Consider the following 17023-nt stretch of genomic DNA (forward strand, 5'->3'; position numbering starts at 1 on the left):
TCCGGTCCCGCCCGGACCGGACGCCGCCACCGACCGCCGTGACCCCGACGCCGAGCCCGCAGGAGAAAGAACACGCGATGGGCACCACTGACAGCACCGCACCCGCTCTCGGGACGCCGTCCGCGGCCGAGGGGCGGGTCGGCGCGCCGGTGTCCGGCACCCCCCGGCCCGGCAGCGGAGGGCGACTGGCGCGGTTCCTGCCCGCGCTGGCCGCGTACGGTCTGCTCGTGGCCCTGCTCCTGGCCTCGGACACCTCCGTCTCGGACGTCGCGCGCTACACCTTCTACGTGCTCTGGGGCGTCCTGCTGCCGGGCACGCTGGTGTTCCGGGCCCTGCGCCGCCGGCCGCACACCCTGGTCGAGGACCTCGCCTTCGGCGCCGTCGTCGGTCTCGTGCTGGAGCTGGCGGCGTGGGCGGTCCTGGTCGGGCTCGGCCTCCAGTCGGCCGCCACGGCGTGGCCGCTAGCCGTGGTGGTCCCGTTCCTCGCGGTGCCGCGGCTGCGGCGGCACTGGTTCCCGCGTGGGTACCGGCGGACCTCGACGGGCTGGAACTGGTCCGTCGCCGGCGTCGTCGGCCTCACGAGCGCGTACCTCTACGCGGCCGTCCTCAGCCGCAACCCGATCATCCCGGACACCGAGACCACCCGGCAGTACATCGACCTGCCGTACCTGCTCTCGCTGGCCGGCAACGCGAAGAACAACTTCCCGCTGACCTTCCCGCAGGCGGCGGGGGAGCCCCTGCACTACCACTGGTTCACCTTCGCGCACATGGCGATGACCGACCTGGTCGGCCACATCGACCTGCCGGTGGTCCAGATGCGGCTCATGGTGCCCGCGCTGGTCGCCCTCGCGATGGTGATCACCGCGGTGGTGGGGCACCGGCTGTCCGGCCGGGCCTGGGCCGGGCCGGTCGCGGCGCTGCTGGTGTTCGCGGTCGGCGAGTTCAACGCGGTCTACCCGAACAACACCCCCAACTGGACCTTCGGCGCGCCGCTGGTGCCGCTGATGTCCTGGGCGAGCCTGTCGCTGACCTACAGCCAGCCACTGCTGATGGCGCTGATCGGCGTGATCGCGGACGTGCTGCGCGGCCGCGGCGACGAGGACGAGGACGCGGACGGTCCCGTGCGGGACCGGGTGCCGGTGCTCGGCCGGGGCGCCTACGTCCTGGTCGCGCTGTTCGCGCTGGCCTCCAGCGCGGCCAAGGCGAGCTCACTGCCGGTCACCCTTGCGGGCCTGGCCTTCGCGGGCCTGATGGTGCTCATCGGCACCCGGCGGATCCCGTGGGCGATCGTCCGCCTCGGCGCGATCGTGGCCGGTGCCCAGCTGTTCGCCACCGCCGTGCTCTTCAAGTTCGAGAGCTACGGTCTGGAGGTCGTGCCCTTCGGCAACGTCCAGAAGTACTGGGCCGACCCCGCGCACACCAGGACCGCGGTGACGCAGGCGGTGGTCGTCGCGGCGACGCTGATCGCCTTCGTGCTCAACCACCAGCTCCGCGTGGTGGGCATGGTCCCGCTGATCTGGCGGCGCAGGCTGCGACTGGAGCAGTCGCAGTGGTTCCTGCTCGGCGGCGCCCTGGCCGGCCCGACGGTCTACCTGGTGGTCAACGGATTCAACGCGAGCTACTTCACGCTGGCCGGACTGCCGTTCGGCGTACTGCTGTCGGCCTGGGGCTACTGCGAGGTCTTCGGGCGGGCCGCGCTGCCCGCCCGGGGCAAGGCCGCGCTCGCGGTCGGCACGCTCGCCTTCGTGGGCCTGCTGACCTACGGCATCTACAACTACGCGGGGGACTGGGCGACCTTCGCGCTCAAGGCGGTCGGCGACGCCAAGGGCACCAAGTCGTACACCCCGCTGGTGCCCGCACTGGCCGCCGCGGCCGCGCTCGCCGCCGTGGCCGCGGTCGTCGGACTGCTCTGGTGGGCTGCCGGGCGGGCGCTGCCCGGGCTGCGCCGGCGCGGCGGGCTGGTGCTCCTCACGGGCGCGCTCGTGGCCGGTGCGCCGTCGCTGCTGCTCGACGTCCAGCAGTCGAAGCACGTCGTCTGGGACGGCGCCTGGCCGATGCCGGCCGGCCAGGTCGAGGCCGCGCGCTGGGTGCGTGCGCACAGCCGGCCGACCGACGTCCTGGTCACCAACGACCACTGCCGCTCCGAGAACGACTGGGCGGTCGCGGGCCAGAACTGCTGGAACTCGCTCTCGTTCTGGCTCAGCGCCTACTCCGAGCGCTCGGTGCTGGTGGAGGGCTGGGCGTACTCGCCGCGGCTGATGTCGGAGAAGTCCGCCAGCTTCTGGGACCAGCCGCTGCTCAAGCTCAACGACGACGCGATCCACCACCCGACCGCCGACATCCTCCGGGAACTGCGGGACCGGTACCACGTCCGGTACCTGGTGGCGGACCGCAAGCCGGCTCCGGAGTCGCCGCTCCTGAAGTCCCTCGCCACCCCCGTCTTCGACAACGGCCGGGTGGCCGTGTACGAGCTCTCCTGACCCCGACAAGCAGATCGCATGGGTTCCCACATGGTTTCCACCAACGAGTCGACCGACGCGGCCGCGGCGCCGGGCACCGCGGAGCAGGGCTCCGCCGCCGGCGGCGGCAAGGCCAACCGCCAGATCCCGTCCTTCCTGGTCATCGGGGTGCTGAGCACGCTGTTCTACCTCGGGCTGTACGTCGTGGCCCGGATGGTGGTCAACCCCCAGGCCGCCAACCTGATCGCGCTCGCGGTGAGCGCCGTCGCCAACACCGCCGCCAACCGGCGGTTCACCTTCGGGATCACCGGGAGCGAGGGGGCCCTGCGCCACCAGCTGCAGGGGGCCGTCGCGTTCGTGATCGGGCTCGCACTGAGCTCGGGCGTGCTCGCCCTGCTCGACGTGGTGGCCCCGCACGCCTCCAAGGTCGTCGAGGTCGGCGGCCTGATCGTGGCGAACGGCCTGGCCACCGTGGTCCGCTTCCTGCTGATGAAGGTGTGGGTCTTCAAGAAGTGATGCGGGCGGCGGAGCCGTCCCGGTCGGCGCTGCGGCGCAGCGGCCGGGGCGTCCAGCCGCGCAGCCGCGTGGCCGGTTCCTCGACGAGGTGCCAGGAGAGGGCGGCCAGCACGCCCGTCACGGTGAGCGCGCAGGCCAGGAAGCCCAGCCGGCCGTACGCGGCGCAGCCGACCAGCGCCAGGGCCTGTTCGACGGGGAAGCCGTAGATGTAGACCCCGTACGAGTAGTCGCCGATTCCGTCGAGGCGCCGGCACCACCGGGGGAGCCGGGCCGCGGCCCAGAACAGCAGGTAGACCAGGGCCGGTTGGCCGAGGGAGCCGAAGCCGCCCCAGCGGAGCGTGGCGGCCAGCGCCACGGCGGAGGCGAGGGCGAGGCGGTCGTCCACCGGTATGCGTTCGGCGTGGAGCCGGCAGGCGGTGCCGAGCAGGAACGTGAAGGCCAGGACGGCGGCGAGGTGCCAGGTGAGCCGGCCGACGAGCGGCAGGGTGGCGCCCGGTCCGCCGGCCGGGGGCACGTCCGGGGGCAGGTCGGTGGCGCCGGAGAGGATCAGCACCCAGAGCGCGAGCGCCAGCGCGGGGACGGCGGCCCGTCGCCGCAGCAGTCCGGCCAGGGCGAGCAGGGCGGCCAGGAGGTAGCACAGGAGCTCGTACTTGAGCGACCACAGGGCGCCGTTGAGGCTGCCGTCGAAGTTCGTCCCGGCACGGATGCCCGTGGCGATGACCCCGGAGACGTCCCAGCCCGCGGTCGGGCTGCTGCTGCCGAGGCTGGTGACGTAGCTGAGCGGCCCGTCCGAGCGGTCCCAGAAGCCGGTGAGGGCACCGTGCTGCCACCGGTAGAGCACGGGCATCAGGACGGCCGCGGACAGGAGCAGCGAGACCCAGAGCCCGGGGACGATCCGCAGGGCGCGGTGCCAGACGAACCGTAGGGTGCCGAGGCGTCGGGCGCTGCCGGTGATGACGAAGCCGGAGATCGCGAAGAAGCCGAGGACCGCGCTCTTGCCCAGGTCGGTCTGCTGCCCGCTCCAGGACCACAGCGGGTCCTGGCGGCCCCAGCCGAGCGGGTAGACGTGCGACACCACCACGGTGGCGGCGAGCAGCAGGCGCAGCGCCCCGAAGGCGTTCGCCCGGCCGGCGGTCAGGTCGGCGAAGGTCCCGCGCCGGAAACGGTCTCCGATGGCTCCCCCTCGTGCGCGGATGCGGGTGCGGCGCCCGGAGCCGTGCTCCGGGCGCCGCAGGACGACGGGTCGGCCGTTACGCGACGGGCGCGGTGGTCTGGGCGGTCCACAGCTCGCGGACGGCCTCGCGCAGGGTGCGGCGGGGGGTCCAGCCGAGGCTGTCGCGGGCGACGGTGACGTCGAGCTGCTGCCACTCGGTCTCCGGGCCGGTGCCGTCGGGGGCCGGGACCTCGGTGATCTCGGTGGGCACGCCGCTCTCCTCGATCAGGAGCTCGACCAGGTGGCGGGCGGTGGAGGCGGAGCCGGTGCCGACGTTGACGACCGGCGGGGCCGAGCGGTCGGCGGCGGCCAGCAGGACGGCGTCGAGGGTGTCGGTGAGGTCGACGAAGTCGCGCAGGGCGGTGAGCGGCTGCAGCGAGAGCTGTGCGGTCTCGCCGGCCGCGCGGGCGGCGTCGAGCTTGGCGGCCATGACGCCGAGCAGGCTGTGGCCGGGCTGGCCGGCGCCGACGACGTTGCCGAGCCGCAGCACGACACCGGAGATCCGGCCGGCCTCGACGGCGCGCACGACGGCCTCGGTGGCGGCGAGCTTGAGCTTGCCGTACTCCATGACCGGGGCGGCCGGGTCGCTCTCGCGCTGGCTGGTGCCGACCGGGGCCATGCCGTACTCGTGGACGGTGCCGAGGTGGACCAGGCGGGCGGGGGAGGCCATGGCGGCGACGGCCTCGATCAGCCGCTCGGTGAGGACGACGTTGGCCTGGTACATCTGCTCGTCGTTCAGGCCCCACATGCCGCCGGCCGCGTTGACGACGGTGTCGATCCGCTCGCGGTCGAGCAGCGCGGTGAGCTCGGCGGGGTCGCCGTTGGAGAGGTCGAAGGCGACGAACCGGCCGGGCGCCGGCTCGGCCGGGGCCTTGCGGGCGAGGCTGAGGACCTCGGCGCCCTGCGCCAGGAGGCGGGCGCCGAGCACCCGGCCGATGAAGCCGGTGCCACCGAGGACGGCCACCCGGGCCGGTGCCGTGTGCGGAGCGGTCATTGCGGGGACTCCAGGGGGTTCGTGGGTCAGCGGGGACGGCGGGCCGTGCTGGTGGCGTTGCGCAGCAGGGCCTTCGCACCGTTCCACTGGCCGGCGCGCATCGCTCCCGGGACCAGGGTGAGGGCGTGGATGCGGGCGGACAGGTGGATCCGGGCGGCGCGCGCCGCCCTCGGCCAGCCCTGCGCGTCGAGGCGGTCGGCGGCGTCGAGGAAGTAGCGCCGGGCCTCGGTGAAGCGGGTGCCGCTGAACGCGGACGAGGAGGAGATGCTGACGGCGTGCCGGCGGTACTGGAAGGCGCGGACGTCGTCGACGACCATCTGCTCGCCGGCCTGGAGGAGGTCGATGACCAGGGCGAGGTCCTGGATGATCTCCAGGTTGTCGCGGAAGCCGGTGGTCTTCACGGCCTCGGTGCGCCAGCAGATGGAGGGGAAGTAGAGCCAGTTGCCCTTGAGCAGGCTGACGGCGAGCTCCTCGCCGTCCATCAGGACGCGGCCCTGCGCCTTGGGCGCGTAGATGCGGCGCTTGGACTCGTCGGCGAGCGAGGTGCTCGGCCGGCCGTCGCTGCCGATGACCTGGACGCCGGGCTGGATCATCGCGACGCCGGGGTGCTGGGTGAGGATCGAGCGGATCGTGGCGACGTAGTTGGGCAGCATGACGTCGTCGGTGCCCATGAACACCATGTGCTCGTGCTCGGCCATGCCCAGGCACTTGCGGTAGTTGCCGGTGACGCCGAGGTTCTGCTCGTTGCGGAAGTACCGCACCCGCGGGTCGCCGAGCTCCGCGAACCACTCCGGGACCCCGGGCTCCTTGCCGTCGTCCACGACGGTCAGCCGCCAGTCCGGGTCGGTCTGGGCCAGGACGCTGCGGACCGCCTCCTGCATCAGTGCGACGTCGCCGTAGTACGGAAGCAGGATTTCCAGAGTGGTCATGGTGGAGGCACATCCGGTGGTCGGGTTCGGGGCCTGCGGGCGGGAGCACGACCCCGCGGCGGGCCCATCATACTGAGCCCCGCGAGGCCCTCCGCCGACGGCGATGCCCGGACCGGGGCCGCTGCGGGCGGCCGGTCCGGGCACCGGTCGGTTCAGCCGGCGCGCAGGCCCTCGGTGTACGCCAGGCACTTCTGGTAGTCCGGCAGCAGGCCGCTCGCGATCGCCTCGGCGAGCGTGGGCGCGGCCGCGTCGCGGGCCGACAGCTGGGGGGCGTCGGCGGGCCACTCGATGCCGAGGTCCGGGTCGAGCGGGTGCACCGCGTGCTCGCCGGTCGGGTTGTACGTCTCGGAGCAGACGTACGACAGGGTGGCGTCGTCGGTCAGCGCGCAGAAGCCGTGGCCGACGCCCTCGGGGATGTAGACGGACTTGCGCTCGGCGTCGTCGAGGCGGACGAACTCCCACTTCCCGAAGGCGGGGGAGCCCACCCGCAGGTCGACGACGACGTCCAGGACGGCGCCGCGCACGCAGCTGACGTACTTGGCCTGGCCGGGCGGGACGTCGGCGAAGTGGATGCCGCGCACGACGTCCTTGGCCGACACCGACAGGTTGCCCTGGGCGAGCCGCAGCGGGTGGCCGACGACCTCCTCCAGGCGGTCGAAGCGGTACCACTCCATGAACAGGCCGCGCGGGTCGCCGTGCTGCTGCGGGGTGACCTCGAAGGCGCCGGGGATGGACAGCTCGCGGAACTTCACTTGGCCGCCTCCTCGTCGAGCAGCGCGACCAGGTAGTCGCCGTAGCCGCTCTTGCGCAGCGGCTCGGCCAGCTCGCGCAGCTGCTCGGCGTCGATCAGGCCGGCCCGCCAGGCGGCCTCCTCGATGCAGCCGATCTTGAAGCCCTGGCGCTCCTCGATGACCCGGACGAACTCCGAGGCCTGGACCATCGAGACGAACGTGCCGGTGTCCAGCCACGCGGTGCCGCGGTCGAGGACGGTGACGTGCAGCTCGCCGAGCTTGAGGTACTCCTCGTTGACGGCGGTGATCTCCAGCTCGCCGCGGGCGCTCGGGGTCAGGCCGCGGGAGATCTCCACGACGCGGTTGTCGTAGAAGTAGAGGCCGGGCACGGCGTAGCGGGACTTCGGGGCGTCCGGCTTCTCCTCGATGGAGATGACCTGGCCGTTGTCGTCGAACTCGACGACGCCGTAGGCGGTCGGGTCGGCGACCGGGTAGGCGAAGACCATGCCGCCCTTGGGGTCGGTGCGCTGGGCGAGCCGGGTGCCGAGGCCGCTGCCGTGGAAGATGTTGTCGCCCAGGATCAGCGCGACCGGCTCGTCGCCGATGAAGTCGGCGCCGAGGACGAAGGCCTGGGCGATGCCCTCGGGCTTCTCCTGGACGGCGTACTCCAGCTTCAGGCCGAACTGGGAGCCGTCGCCGAGCAGGCGCTGGAACTGCTCCTGGTCCTGGGGGGTGGTAATGATCAGGATCTCGCTGATCCCCGCCATGACCAGGGTCGACAGCGGGTAGTAGATCATCGGCTTGTCGAAGACCGGGAGGAGCTGCTTCGAGACAGCCCGGGTCAGCGGCCAGAGTCGGGAGCCGGTGCCGCCGGCCAAGAGGATTCCACGCATGCCGAGCAGCTTATGTGAGGTCCGGGGGCGCTTCGGAAGCCCCCGTCGGCCCGGCGGCCGGGGTTCGATTCACCCCGGTAGACTGCCCGCACTATGCGCATCCTCGTCACCGGCGGCGCCGGCTTCATCGGTTCAGAGTTCGTCCGCCAGCTGCTCGGCGCCGACGCAACGGATCAGATCACCGTCTTCGACAAGCTCACCTACTCGGGCGTCGAGGCCAACCTGGCCCCGGTCGCCGACCACCGCGGCTACGCCTTCGTGCGCGGCGACATCTGCGACGCCGACGCCGTCGACCAGGTGATGCCCGGACACGACGTGGTCGTGCACTTCGCGGCCGAGTCGCACGTCGACCGCTCGATCGAGGGCGCCGGCCCGTTCGTGGTGACCAACGTCCTCGGCACCCAGGTGCTGCTGGACGCGGCCCGCAAGCACGGCGTCGCCCGCTTCGTCCACGTCTCCACCGACGAGGTGTACGGCTCGATCTCCGAGGGCTCGTGGACCGAGGAGTGGCCGCTCGCCCCGAACTCCCCGTACTCCGCCTCCAAGGCCGGGTCCGACCTGCTGGCGCTCGCCTACCACCGAACCCACGGCATGGACGTGGTGGTCACCCGCTGCTCCAACAACTACGGGCACTACCAGTTCCCGGAGAAGGTCATCCCGCTGTTCACCACGAACCTGCTGGACGGCAAGAAGGTGCCGCTGTACGGCACCGGCGGCAACATCCGTGACTGGCTGCACGTCTCCGACCACTGCCGCGGCATCGAGCTCGCCATGCGCAAGGGCCGCGCCGGCGAGGTCTACAACATCGGCGGCGGCACCGAGCTGACCAACAAGGAGCTCACCGAGCTGCTGCTCCAGGCCGCGGGCGCCGACTGGTCGTCCGTGGAGCCGGTCGCCGACCGCAAGGGCCACGACCTGCGCTACTCGCTGGACATCACCAAGATCAGCGAGGAGCTCGGCTACGCCCCGCAGGTCCGCTTCGAGGACGGCCTCGCGGCCACCATCGCCTGGTACCGCGAGAACCGCGCCTGGTGGGAGCCGCTGAAGGCCAAGGCCGCGCTGCGATGACGAACCCGGTGGCCAGGCTGCTGGGGGCGCTGCCCCCCGGCGTGCGGCTCGTCGCGGGGGGCACCGTCGTGCTCGGTGCCTCCTCGTACATCTTCCTGGCGCTCGCCGGGCACGGCCTGGACACCACGCAGGTCGCCGGCGTCTCCATGCTGTGGACGCTGGTCATGTCGGTCGGGTACGGCCTGTTCTCGCCGGTCGAGCTGGAGCTGAACCGGCTGGTGGCCGCCCGCGACGTGGCCGGCCACGGCCCCGGTCCGGCCATCCGCCGGGTGCTGCTGGCCACCGCCGCCGTGCTGGCCGTCGTGCTGGCCGGCGTCGCGGCGGCGGCCCGCCCGATCGCGGACCGCTTCTTCTCCGGCGACATCGGCCTGGTGGCCGGCATGGGCGGTGCCCTGATCGGACTGGCCGTCAGCTCGGTGGCCCGCGGCGCGCTGGCCGGCCTCGGCCGGTTCGGCTCGTACGGCCTCCAGCTGGGCGTCGACGGCGGTCTGCGGATCGGCCTGGCCGCGCTGATCCCGTTGTTCGGCGTGCACTCGGCGTTCGCGTTCAGCCTGATCCTCGTCGTGGCGCCGCTCGCCGCCTCGGTGATCGGGATGCGCTCGGTGCTCGCCGACCGGCGCGGCGGCCCGGCCCCGGCCTGGCGCGACGTCGTCACCGGGCTCGGCCTGCTGACCGGTTCGACGCTGCTCGCGCAGCTCATGGTCAACGCCGCGGTGGTGAGCGTGGGCGTGCTCTCGCCGTCCTCCAAGGCACTGATCGCCGCGCTGCTCAACGCGGTGGTGCTGGCCCGGGTGCCGCTCTTCGCGTACGCGGCCATCCAGGCCTCGCTGGTCTCCTCGCTGTCCGGCGCCGCGGCGGCCGGCAACCACGCGGAGTTCCGCAAGGTCCTGCTGCGCACCGGCGGCATCGTCGCCCTGATGTGCACCGCGGCCGGCGTGCCGACGGTGATCCTCGGCCCGTGGGCGATCCGACTGTTCTTCAAGGCGCAGGACGTGCTCGGCTCGGCCGACTTCCTGTGGCTGTCGCTCGGCACGCTCTGCTACATGCTCGCGACCGTCTTCGGCCAGGCGCTGCTCTCGCTCGGCCGTCACCAGCGGCAGTTGCTGTCCTGGCTGGCCGGCACGGTGGCGCTCGTCGCCGTCACCGCGGCGCCGGGGGCGATCGCGACCCGCGTCGAACTGGCCTACCTGGCTGGTGCCGCGGTGAGCGCTGCTGCCATGCTGTGGGCGCTCGCCCGCTCCCTGACGGCTCCGGCCGCGACCGGCGTGGAACCGGGTGCAACCATGGCGGCGCGTCAGTCGTCAGAAGTCTGACACCATCTGCGCGGGCCCCGTACAACCGGCGGCGGCACTCCGTTCGGCCGCGCCTTTTAAACTGTCGTTACTCTGGCCACGCCACACAGCCGCTGAAAGGCGCTCCCCGTCGTGCATCTCACCGTCATCACTTCGATCACCGGCGTGCTGGTGCTCGTCTACATCCTGGAGCTGCTGCGCCGACAGCAGCTCCGGGAGAAGTACGCGGCGATCTGGCTCGCGATCGGCGTCGTCGTCGCGCCGCTCGGGTTCTTCCCGACGATCCTGGACTCCACCGCCCGCCGGCTCGGCATCGCCTCCGGCGTCAGCCTGGTCCTGTTCGCGGGCTTCATCCTGGTGCTGATGGTCTCGCTGCACCTGAGCTGGGAGGCCTCCCGGCTGGAGGCCGAGACCCGCACGCTGGCCGAGGACGTCGCGATGATGCGCGCCTACCTGGCCGAGCACCACGACTACCCGATCGCGCGCAGCAACAACGACGCCGCCAAGGCGAACGACCCCGGGGTGACGGCATGATCGACGGCAAGCGGGTACTGATCATCCTCCCGGCCTGGAACGAGGCCGAGGGGCTGCCCAAGATCCTGCGGGAGATCCAGCAGAAGCTGCCCGGCGTCGACACCCTGGTCGTCGACGACGGCTCGGTGGACGCCACCGCGGCCGTCGCCGCCGCGCACGGTTCCAAGGTCGCCCAGCTGCCCTACAACCTGGGCGTCGGCGGCGCGATGCGCTTCGGCTACCGCTACGCGCACCTGCACGACTACGACATCGCGCTGCAGTGCGACGCCGACGGCCAGCACGACCCGTCGTACGTGCCGTCGCTGATCGCCAAGCTGGACGAGGCCGACCTGGTCATCGGCGCCCGCTTCGCCGGCGAGGGCTCGTACAAGGTGCGCGGCCCGCGCTCCTGGGCGATGAAGCTGCTCTCCGTGGTGCTGTCCCGGGTCGCCCGCACGCGGCTCACCGACACCACCTCGGGCTTCAAGGCCTGCAACAAGCCGATGATCGAGTTCTTCTCCCAGTGGTACCCGGTCGAGTACCTGGGCGACACGATCGAGAGCATGGTCGGCGCCGCGCGCTGCGGCTTCGTGATCCGGCAGGTGCCGGTCGCGATGCGCGAGCGGACCACCGGCACGCCCAGCGCCTCCCCGATCAAGGCGACCATCTACCTCGCGCGGGCCGGTCTGGTCCTGCTGCTGGCGATGATCCGCCGGATGCCCAAGCACCTCAAGCTGATCCAGCCGGCCACCAAGAAGGCCGCGGCACCGCGCCGCGAACTGGCCGGCCGTAGCTGATCACGGTGCGTGACCGCCGGGCCCGTACCCCGCGACTGAGCGGGTGGGGCCCGGCATCGGCTTGCTAGCGTGTCGGGCGTGGACGTCCCGTCGGCTTTCCGGGAACGTTCCGTGGCGACCGGGGTGCGCCGGCCGGCGCCCGCCGACCCCGCCCGCCCGGCGAGCCGGCCCGACCTGCGGCAGAGTGCCGCTTCACGGAAGCGAATTGACATGACGGATTTGGCACCGGACGTCGTCGGCGCCCCCTCCAGCACGCCCGGCGGCGCCAGAGGCACATCGTCCGGCGGAACGACGACGGCCCGGGCGGGCGGCCGCTTCGAGCGCTGGACGGAGAAGCGCTGGTTCCTCCCGCTGGGGGAGGGCGTGGTCAGTGTCGTCGTCGCCCTCGGGTTCATGCTGCTGTGCACCCACATCAGCGTCAATCCCGTCACCCGGATCGGCCAGGTCAGCGGCCTCGCCAAGATCCAGCAGTACGCGGCGCTGCTCGGCATCCCCGTCCTCGCGGTGCTGCTGTTCCTCGCCTACCGCGGCACGCTGCGCTACTACCAGGTCGCGCAGCGCCTGGCGTGTGCGGCCGTCGCGGGCCTCGGCACCGGTGTCGTCGCCGGCGGCATCGTGGTCGCGCTGCACGGCACCCCGTGGGGCCTGGGCGGCCAGGAGGGCGACCCCGGCAACCTCATGGGCATGGCCAACGACATGATGCGCGGCAAGGGCCTGCCGGGGGTCTACCCCCCGCTGTTCCCCGCCCTGCTCGCGGTCTGGGCCAAGCTCTTCCACAACGGCGTCGCCGGCGTCGGCCACGCTCTCAAGGACCTGCAGCTGATCCTCAGCGCGCTGGTCGGGCCGATGGCCTACCTCTCGTGGCGGATGCTGCTGCGCCCGTTCTGGGCGATGGCCGTCGCCGTGCCGACCTCGATCGTCTTCCTCGACCCGATCCGCCCGTACAGCCACGGCTCCATGCTGGTGCTGCTGCCGCTGCTGGCGGCCTGCTTCCGCGAGATCCGCCGCGCCGACGAGCTCTCGACCCGTGCTGCGGTGCTGCGCGGCCTCGGCTTCGGTGTCGCGTTCGGCGTGATGTTCCTCTGGTACTCGGGCTGGTACCTGTGGGCCGCGCCGGGGTCGTTCATCCTCGGCCTGATGCTGTTCCCGTGGCGCCGGGGCCGGGTCGCGATCAAGCGCGCGGTCGTGTTCCTCGGCACCCTGCTGGTCACCGCCGCCGTGATCGGCGCGCCGCTGCTGTACCAGCTGGTCCGCCTGGGCGCCACGACGATGGACCGCTACGCGTACATCAACACCTACATCGACCCGGCGTACGTCATGGGCTGGGCGTCCGACCGCGCAGGAGACCTGACCTACCACGACTACCCGGCGTCGGGTGAGCTGGCCGGCCAGACCGGTTTCGGCGTCCTGCTGCTCCTGGGCGTGGGCATCGGCGTGGGCCTCGGCCTGCGCAACGTCGTGGTCCGCACCGCGGGCTTCGTGCTCGCCGGCGCCTGGCTGCTGCGCTTCTGGTTCGCCTCCCACATGGAGCACACCCAGGCCGTCCAGCTGTACCCGCGCACCACCTGGATCATCTTCTACTGCCTGATCATCCTGGCCGTCCTCGGCGTGATGCTCACGTACGAGCGCGGCTTCGGCTGGATCCGCGGCACGCTGCAGGAGGTCGCCCCGACCCGGGCCGCCCGGATCTCGCCGCGCGTGCTGTCCCAGCTGGCCGCCGGCCTGATCTGTGCGATCGCCCTGTTCGCCACCATGGGCGGCTCGTGGTCGGCCAACCGCTTCATGCCGTCCACCAACCCGGGCGTCGAGGACATGGGCCTGGACGCGCTGCGTGCCCACCTGCAGCAGCTGGACAACGGGAAGTGCCCCAAGTACTCGCCGTACAACGGGAAGCAGGCCTGCAACCCGATCAACATGAACCTGTCCGAGTACACCTTCGGGCCGGACCAGAAGAAGCTCTACTGCGCCAACGCGACCTCGAAGGAGTACGACGTCGTGTGCGGCCGCCCGCCGAAGGACTGACCCCCAACGGGTGACGATCGGGGCCGGTGAGGTACACCTCACCGGCCCCGATTGGCATCCGGGCTGCTCCATGTGGCAGTATGTCCAAGTTGCTCGGTTGAGTGCCGATGCTGCGCGCCTCCCGCCGGGAGGACTGGAAGCGAGTCCCATGTACTCGTCGTTCCCGTGATGGCCGTCAAGCGTGAGTTCTACGCCACGGCAGCTGCGGGGCGAAAGTACGGGAATCTTCCGGGAAGCGTGTGCGGGGCCTCGACCCGGCTGCCCCAACCCCGAAAGTTCGAAACCGACGAGTTCTTCGCCGGTTTTTTGCAAGCGCGAGTGCGACACGCCCGAGCGCGGGGGTCGGAGGGGGAGTCGTGCAGCAACTAAGGACAAAGGACTACTGAGTAGCCATGGCGGGACAGAAGATCCGCATCCGGCTCAAGGCCTACGACCACGAGGTCATCGACTCCTCGGCGAAGAAGATCGTCGAGACGGTGATCCGTACTGGTGCGCAGGTCGCAGGCCCGGTGCCGCTGCCCACTGAGAAGAACGTGTACTGCGTCATCCGCTCGCCGCACAAGTACAAGGACTCGCGCGAGCACTTCGAGATGCGTACTCACAAGCGTCTGATCGACATCCTCGACCCCACGCCGAAGACGGTTGACTCGCTCATGCGTCTCGACCTGCCGGCGGGCGTCGACATCGAGATCAAGCTCTGAGAGGCGCACCGAAGATGGCTAAGCAGATTAAGGGCATCCTGGGCGAGAAGCTCGGCATGACCCAGGTCTGGGACGAGAACAACCGGATCGTTCCGGTGACCGTCGTCAAGGCTGGGCCCAATGTCGTGACCCAGGTCCACACCGCCGACAGCCCGGCCGGCTACGACGCCGTCCAGATCGGCTTCGGCGAGATCGACCCCCGCAAGGTGAACAAGCCCCTCGCGGGCCACTTCGCCAAGGCCGGTGTCACCCCGCGCCGTCACCTGGTCGAGCTCCGTACCTCGGACGCCTCCGAGTACACCCTGGGCCAGGAGATCACCGCCGAGCTGTTCGAGGCGGGTGTCAAGGTCGACGTGACCGGCACCTCCAAGGGCAAGGGCTTCGCCGGTGTCATGAAGCGCCACAACTTCCGTGGTCTCGGCGCCGGTCACGGCACCCAGCGCAAGCACCGCTCGCCCGGTTCCATCGGTGGCTGCGCCACCCCGGGCCGCGTGTTCAAGGGCCTGCGCATGGCTGGTCGGATGGGCCACGAGCGTGTCACGACCCAGAACCTGACCGTGCACGCGGTCGACGCGGAGAAGGGTCTGCTGCTCATCAAGGGCGCCGTCCCGGGCCCGAACGGCGGCCTCGTCCTCGTCCGCACCGCGGCGAAGGGGCTGTGAGGAAATGAGCACCATTGACATCCTGTCGCCGGCTGGCGACAAGACCGGCAGCATCGAGCTGCCGGCCGAGATCTTCGACGCGAAGGTCAGCGTTCCGCTGATGCACCAGGTCGTCGTGGCGCAGCTCGCTGCGGCCCGTCAGGGCACCCACAAGACCAAGACTCGTGGCGAGGTCCGCGGTGGCGGCAAGAAGCCGTACCGCCAGAAGGGCACCGGCCGCGCCCGTCAGGGCTCGACCCGTGCGCCGCAGTTCGCCGGCGGTGGCGTCGTGCACGGTCCCGTGCCGCGCGACTACTCGCAGCGGACCCCGAAGAAGATGATCGCCGCCGCCCTGCGCGGTGCGCTCACCGACCGGGCCCGCCACAACCGCATCCACGTCATCACCGACGTGACCGCGACCGAGGCGCCGTCGACCAAGGCCGCCAAGAGCCTGTTCGGCAAGATCACCGACCGCAAGAACGTCCTCCTGGTCGTCGAGCGTGCGGACGAGCTGGGCCTCAAGTCCGCTCGCAACCTGCCGAACGTGCACATCCTGGACGCCGGTCAGCTGAACACCTACGACGTGCTCGTCTCCGACGATGTGGTCTTCACCCAGGCCGCCTTCGAGCGTTTCGTGGCCGGTCCGGCCGCGTCCGCCAAGGCCGTTGCCGCTGAGGGCGAGCTCGAAGGGAGCGCCGCCTGATGAGCGACGTTACGAGCAAGACGTTCACGGACCCCCGTGACGTCCTGGTGAAGCCGGTCATCTCCGAGAAGAGCTACAGCCTTCTCGACGAGAACAAGTACACGTTCATCGTGTCGCCGGGCGCCAACAAGACCCAGATCAAGCAGGCCGTCGAGGCGGTCTTCTCGGTCAAGGTCGAGGCTGTCAACACGATCAACCGTCAGGGCAAGCGCAAGCGGTCCAAGACGGGCTTTGGCAAGCGCAAGGACACCAAGCGCGCCATCGTGACGCTGGCCGAGGGCAACCGCATCGACATCTTCGGTGGTCCGGTCTCCTGAATAGGGAGATCGTGATCGTCGATTAGGACGAGGACGAGAGAGCCAAATGGGCATCCGCAAGTACAAGCCGACTACGCCGGGCCGTCGTGGCTCCAGCGTGGCCGACTTCGTAGAAATCACGCGGTCCACGCCGGAGAAGTCGCTGGTTCGCCCCCTGCACAGCAAGGGCGGCCGTAACAACGCCGGTCGTGTCACCGCTCGCCACCAGGGTGGCGGTCACAAGCGCGCCTACCGCGTGATCGACTTCCGTCGTCACGACAAGGACGGCGTGCCGGCCAAGGTCGCGCACATCGAGTACGACCCGAACCGCACCGCGCGCATCGCGCTCCTGCACTACGCGGACGGCGAGAAGCGCTACATCATCGCGCCGCGCGGCATCACGCAGGGCGACCGGATTGAGAACGGCCCCGGCGCCGACATCAAGCCCGGCAACAACCTGCCGCTGCGCAACATCCCGGTCGGTACCACCATCCACGCGGTGGAGCTGCGTCCCGGCGGCGGTGCCAAGCTGGCCCGCTCCGCGGGTTCCGGCATCCAGCTGCTGGCGCGTGAGGGCAAGATGGCGCACCTGCGCATGCCCTCCGGTGAGATCCGTCTGGTCGACGCCCGCTGCCGCGCCACCGTCGGCGAGGTCGGCAACGCCGAGCAGTCGAACATCAACTGGGGCAAGGCCGGCCGCATGCGCTGGAAGGGCGTCCGCCCGACCGTGCGTGGTGTCGCCATGAACCCGATCGACCACCCGCACGGTGGTGGTGAGGGTAAGACCTCCGGTGGTCGCCACCCGGTCTCGCCGTGGGGTAAGCCCGAGGGCCGCACCCGTCGCCCGAACAAGGCGTCGGACAAGCTCATCGTGCGCCGCCGCAAGACCAACAAGAAGCGCTAGGAGCAGGTCAGATGCCGCGCAGTCTTAAGAAGGGCCCCTTCATCGACGGCCACCTCATCAAGAAGGTGGACGCTCAGAACGAGGCGGGTACTCAGAACGTCATCAAGACCTGGTCCCGTCGTTCCGTGATCTCCCCGAGCATGCTCGGTCACACGATCGCGGTCCACGATGGCCGCAAGCACGTCCCGGTGTTCGTCACCGAGTCGATGGTCGGCCACAAGCTCGGCGAGTTCGCTCCGACCCGCACCTTCCGTGGCCACGTGAAGGAAGACCGGAAGTCGAAGCGTCGCTAAGCGCCTGAGCTTCAAGCGCCAGAACGACTCAATGACTTACTCCATTAAGGGGACAACC

General features: G+C 70.9%; 18 protein-coding genes. 13 read left to right on the forward strand and 5 right to left on the reverse strand.

The window, feature by feature from the left end:
• Positions 1 to 77 precede the first annotated feature (77 nt).
• Complete coding sequence (locus AB0C76_RS09590; RefSeq protein ID WP_359962232.1) at positions 78 to 2480, forward strand: hypothetical protein; 2403 nt, start codon at positions 78 to 80, stop codon at positions 2478 to 2480.
• A gap of 30 nt (positions 2481 to 2510) precedes the next feature.
• Positions 2511 to 2975, forward strand: a complete 465-nt coding sequence (locus tag AB0C76_RS09595) for a GtrA family protein (protein ID WP_359962235.1) — start codon at positions 2511 to 2513, stop codon at positions 2973 to 2975.
• On the opposite strand, the gene AB0C76_RS09600 is transcribed toward AB0C76_RS09595, so the two are convergent.
• The 5 genes from AB0C76_RS09600 to rfbA all read right to left on the reverse strand — a co-directional run bounded on the left by AB0C76_RS09600 (position 2965) and on the right by rfbA (position 7735).
• On the reverse strand, positions 2965 to 4209 hold the full coding sequence (locus AB0C76_RS09600) for an acyltransferase (protein ID WP_359962453.1): 1245 nt from the start codon (positions 4207 to 4209) through the stop codon (positions 2965 to 2967). The two genes, AB0C76_RS09595 and AB0C76_RS09600, sit on opposite strands and share 11 nt — an antisense overlap.
• Positions 4210 to 4225: 16 nt before the next feature.
• The gene (locus AB0C76_RS09605; protein ID WP_359962238.1) at positions 4226 to 5182 is read right to left on the reverse strand and encodes an NAD(P)-dependent oxidoreductase; all 957 of its coding nucleotides are present in this window, start codon (positions 5180 to 5182) and stop codon (positions 4226 to 4228) included.
• Positions 5183 to 5208: 26 nt separating this feature from the next.
• A complete protein-coding gene (locus tag AB0C76_RS09610; protein ID WP_359962241.1) occupies positions 5209 to 6111 on the reverse strand; it encodes a glycosyltransferase family 2 protein in 903 nt (300 codons plus the stop codon).
• 152 nt (positions 6112 to 6263) lie between these two features.
• On the reverse strand, positions 6264 to 6863 hold the full coding sequence (gene rfbC / locus AB0C76_RS09615; protein ID WP_359962244.1) for a dTDP-4-dehydrorhamnose 3,5-epimerase: 600 nt from the start codon (positions 6861 to 6863) through the stop codon (positions 6264 to 6266).
• Positions 6860 to 7735 carry a glucose-1-phosphate thymidylyltransferase RfbA gene (gene rfbA, locus AB0C76_RS09620; protein ID WP_359962247.1) on the reverse strand — a complete coding sequence of 292 codons (876 nt, stop codon included), beginning with the start codon at positions 7733 to 7735 and terminating at the stop codon, positions 6860 to 6862. Before rfbA ends, rfbC begins: the two co-directional genes overlap by 4 nt.
• A gap of 93 nt (positions 7736 to 7828) precedes the next feature.
• Between rfbA and rfbB the strand changes: the two genes are divergently transcribed.
• From rfbB to rpsS, 11 genes are all read left to right on the forward strand, one after another.
• Positions 7829 to 8803, forward strand: coding sequence for a dTDP-glucose 4,6-dehydratase (gene rfbB, locus AB0C76_RS09625; RefSeq protein WP_359962250.1), 975 nt, complete (start codon positions 7829 to 7831; stop codon positions 8801 to 8803).
• A complete protein-coding gene (locus tag AB0C76_RS09630) occupies positions 8800 to 10116 on the forward strand; it encodes a hypothetical protein (RefSeq protein WP_359962253.1) in 1317 nt (438 codons plus the stop codon). Before rfbB ends, AB0C76_RS09630 begins: the two co-directional genes overlap by 4 nt.
• A gap of 111 nt (positions 10117 to 10227) precedes the next feature.
• Positions 10228 to 10629 (forward strand): DUF2304 domain-containing protein, encoded by a 402-nt coding sequence (locus tag AB0C76_RS09635; RefSeq protein ID WP_359962256.1) that lies wholly within the window; start codon positions 10228 to 10230, stop codon positions 10627 to 10629.
• Positions 10626 to 11405, forward strand: a complete 780-nt coding sequence (locus tag AB0C76_RS09640; protein WP_359962258.1) for a glycosyltransferase family 2 protein — start codon at positions 10626 to 10628, stop codon at positions 11403 to 11405. The genes AB0C76_RS09635 and AB0C76_RS09640 overlap by 4 nt, the downstream gene beginning before the upstream one ends.
• Before the next feature lie 210 nt (positions 11406 to 11615).
• The gene (locus tag AB0C76_RS09645; RefSeq protein WP_359962261.1) at positions 11616 to 13427 is read left to right on the forward strand and encodes a hypothetical protein; all 1812 of its coding nucleotides are present in this window, start codon (positions 11616 to 11618) and stop codon (positions 13425 to 13427) included.
• 392 nt (positions 13428 to 13819) lie between these two features.
• The gene (rpsJ, locus tag AB0C76_RS09650) at positions 13820 to 14128 is read left to right on the forward strand and encodes a 30S ribosomal protein S10 (protein WP_012785157.1); all 309 of its coding nucleotides are present in this window, start codon (positions 13820 to 13822) and stop codon (positions 14126 to 14128) included.
• 14 nt (positions 14129 to 14142) lie between these two features.
• Positions 14143 to 14790, forward strand: coding sequence for a 50S ribosomal protein L3 (gene rplC / locus AB0C76_RS09655; protein WP_329927665.1), 648 nt, complete (start codon positions 14143 to 14145; stop codon positions 14788 to 14790).
• A gap of 4 nt (positions 14791 to 14794) precedes the next feature.
• On the forward strand, positions 14795 to 15472 hold the full coding sequence (gene rplD / locus AB0C76_RS09660; RefSeq protein ID WP_350573998.1) for a 50S ribosomal protein L4: 678 nt from the start codon (positions 14795 to 14797) through the stop codon (positions 15470 to 15472).
• Positions 15472 to 15789 (forward strand): 50S ribosomal protein L23, encoded by a 318-nt coding sequence (rplW, locus tag AB0C76_RS09665; protein WP_030280768.1) that lies wholly within the window; start codon positions 15472 to 15474, stop codon positions 15787 to 15789. Before rplD ends, rplW begins: the two co-directional genes overlap by 1 nt.
• A 46-nt stretch (positions 15790 to 15835) precedes the next feature.
• A complete protein-coding gene (gene rplB / locus AB0C76_RS09670; RefSeq protein ID WP_359962265.1) occupies positions 15836 to 16672 on the forward strand; it encodes a 50S ribosomal protein L2 in 837 nt (278 codons plus the stop codon).
• 11 nt (positions 16673 to 16683) lie between these two features.
• On the forward strand, positions 16684 to 16965 hold the full coding sequence (gene rpsS, locus AB0C76_RS09675) for a 30S ribosomal protein S19 (protein ID WP_030280772.1): 282 nt from the start codon (positions 16684 to 16686) through the stop codon (positions 16963 to 16965).
• The last annotated feature ends 58 nt before the right edge of the window (positions 16966 to 17023 follow it).

Source organism: Kitasatospora sp. NPDC048722, from assembly GCF_040650235.1.
GTDB lineage: Bacteria > Actinomycetota > Actinomycetes > Streptomycetales > Streptomycetaceae > Kitasatospora.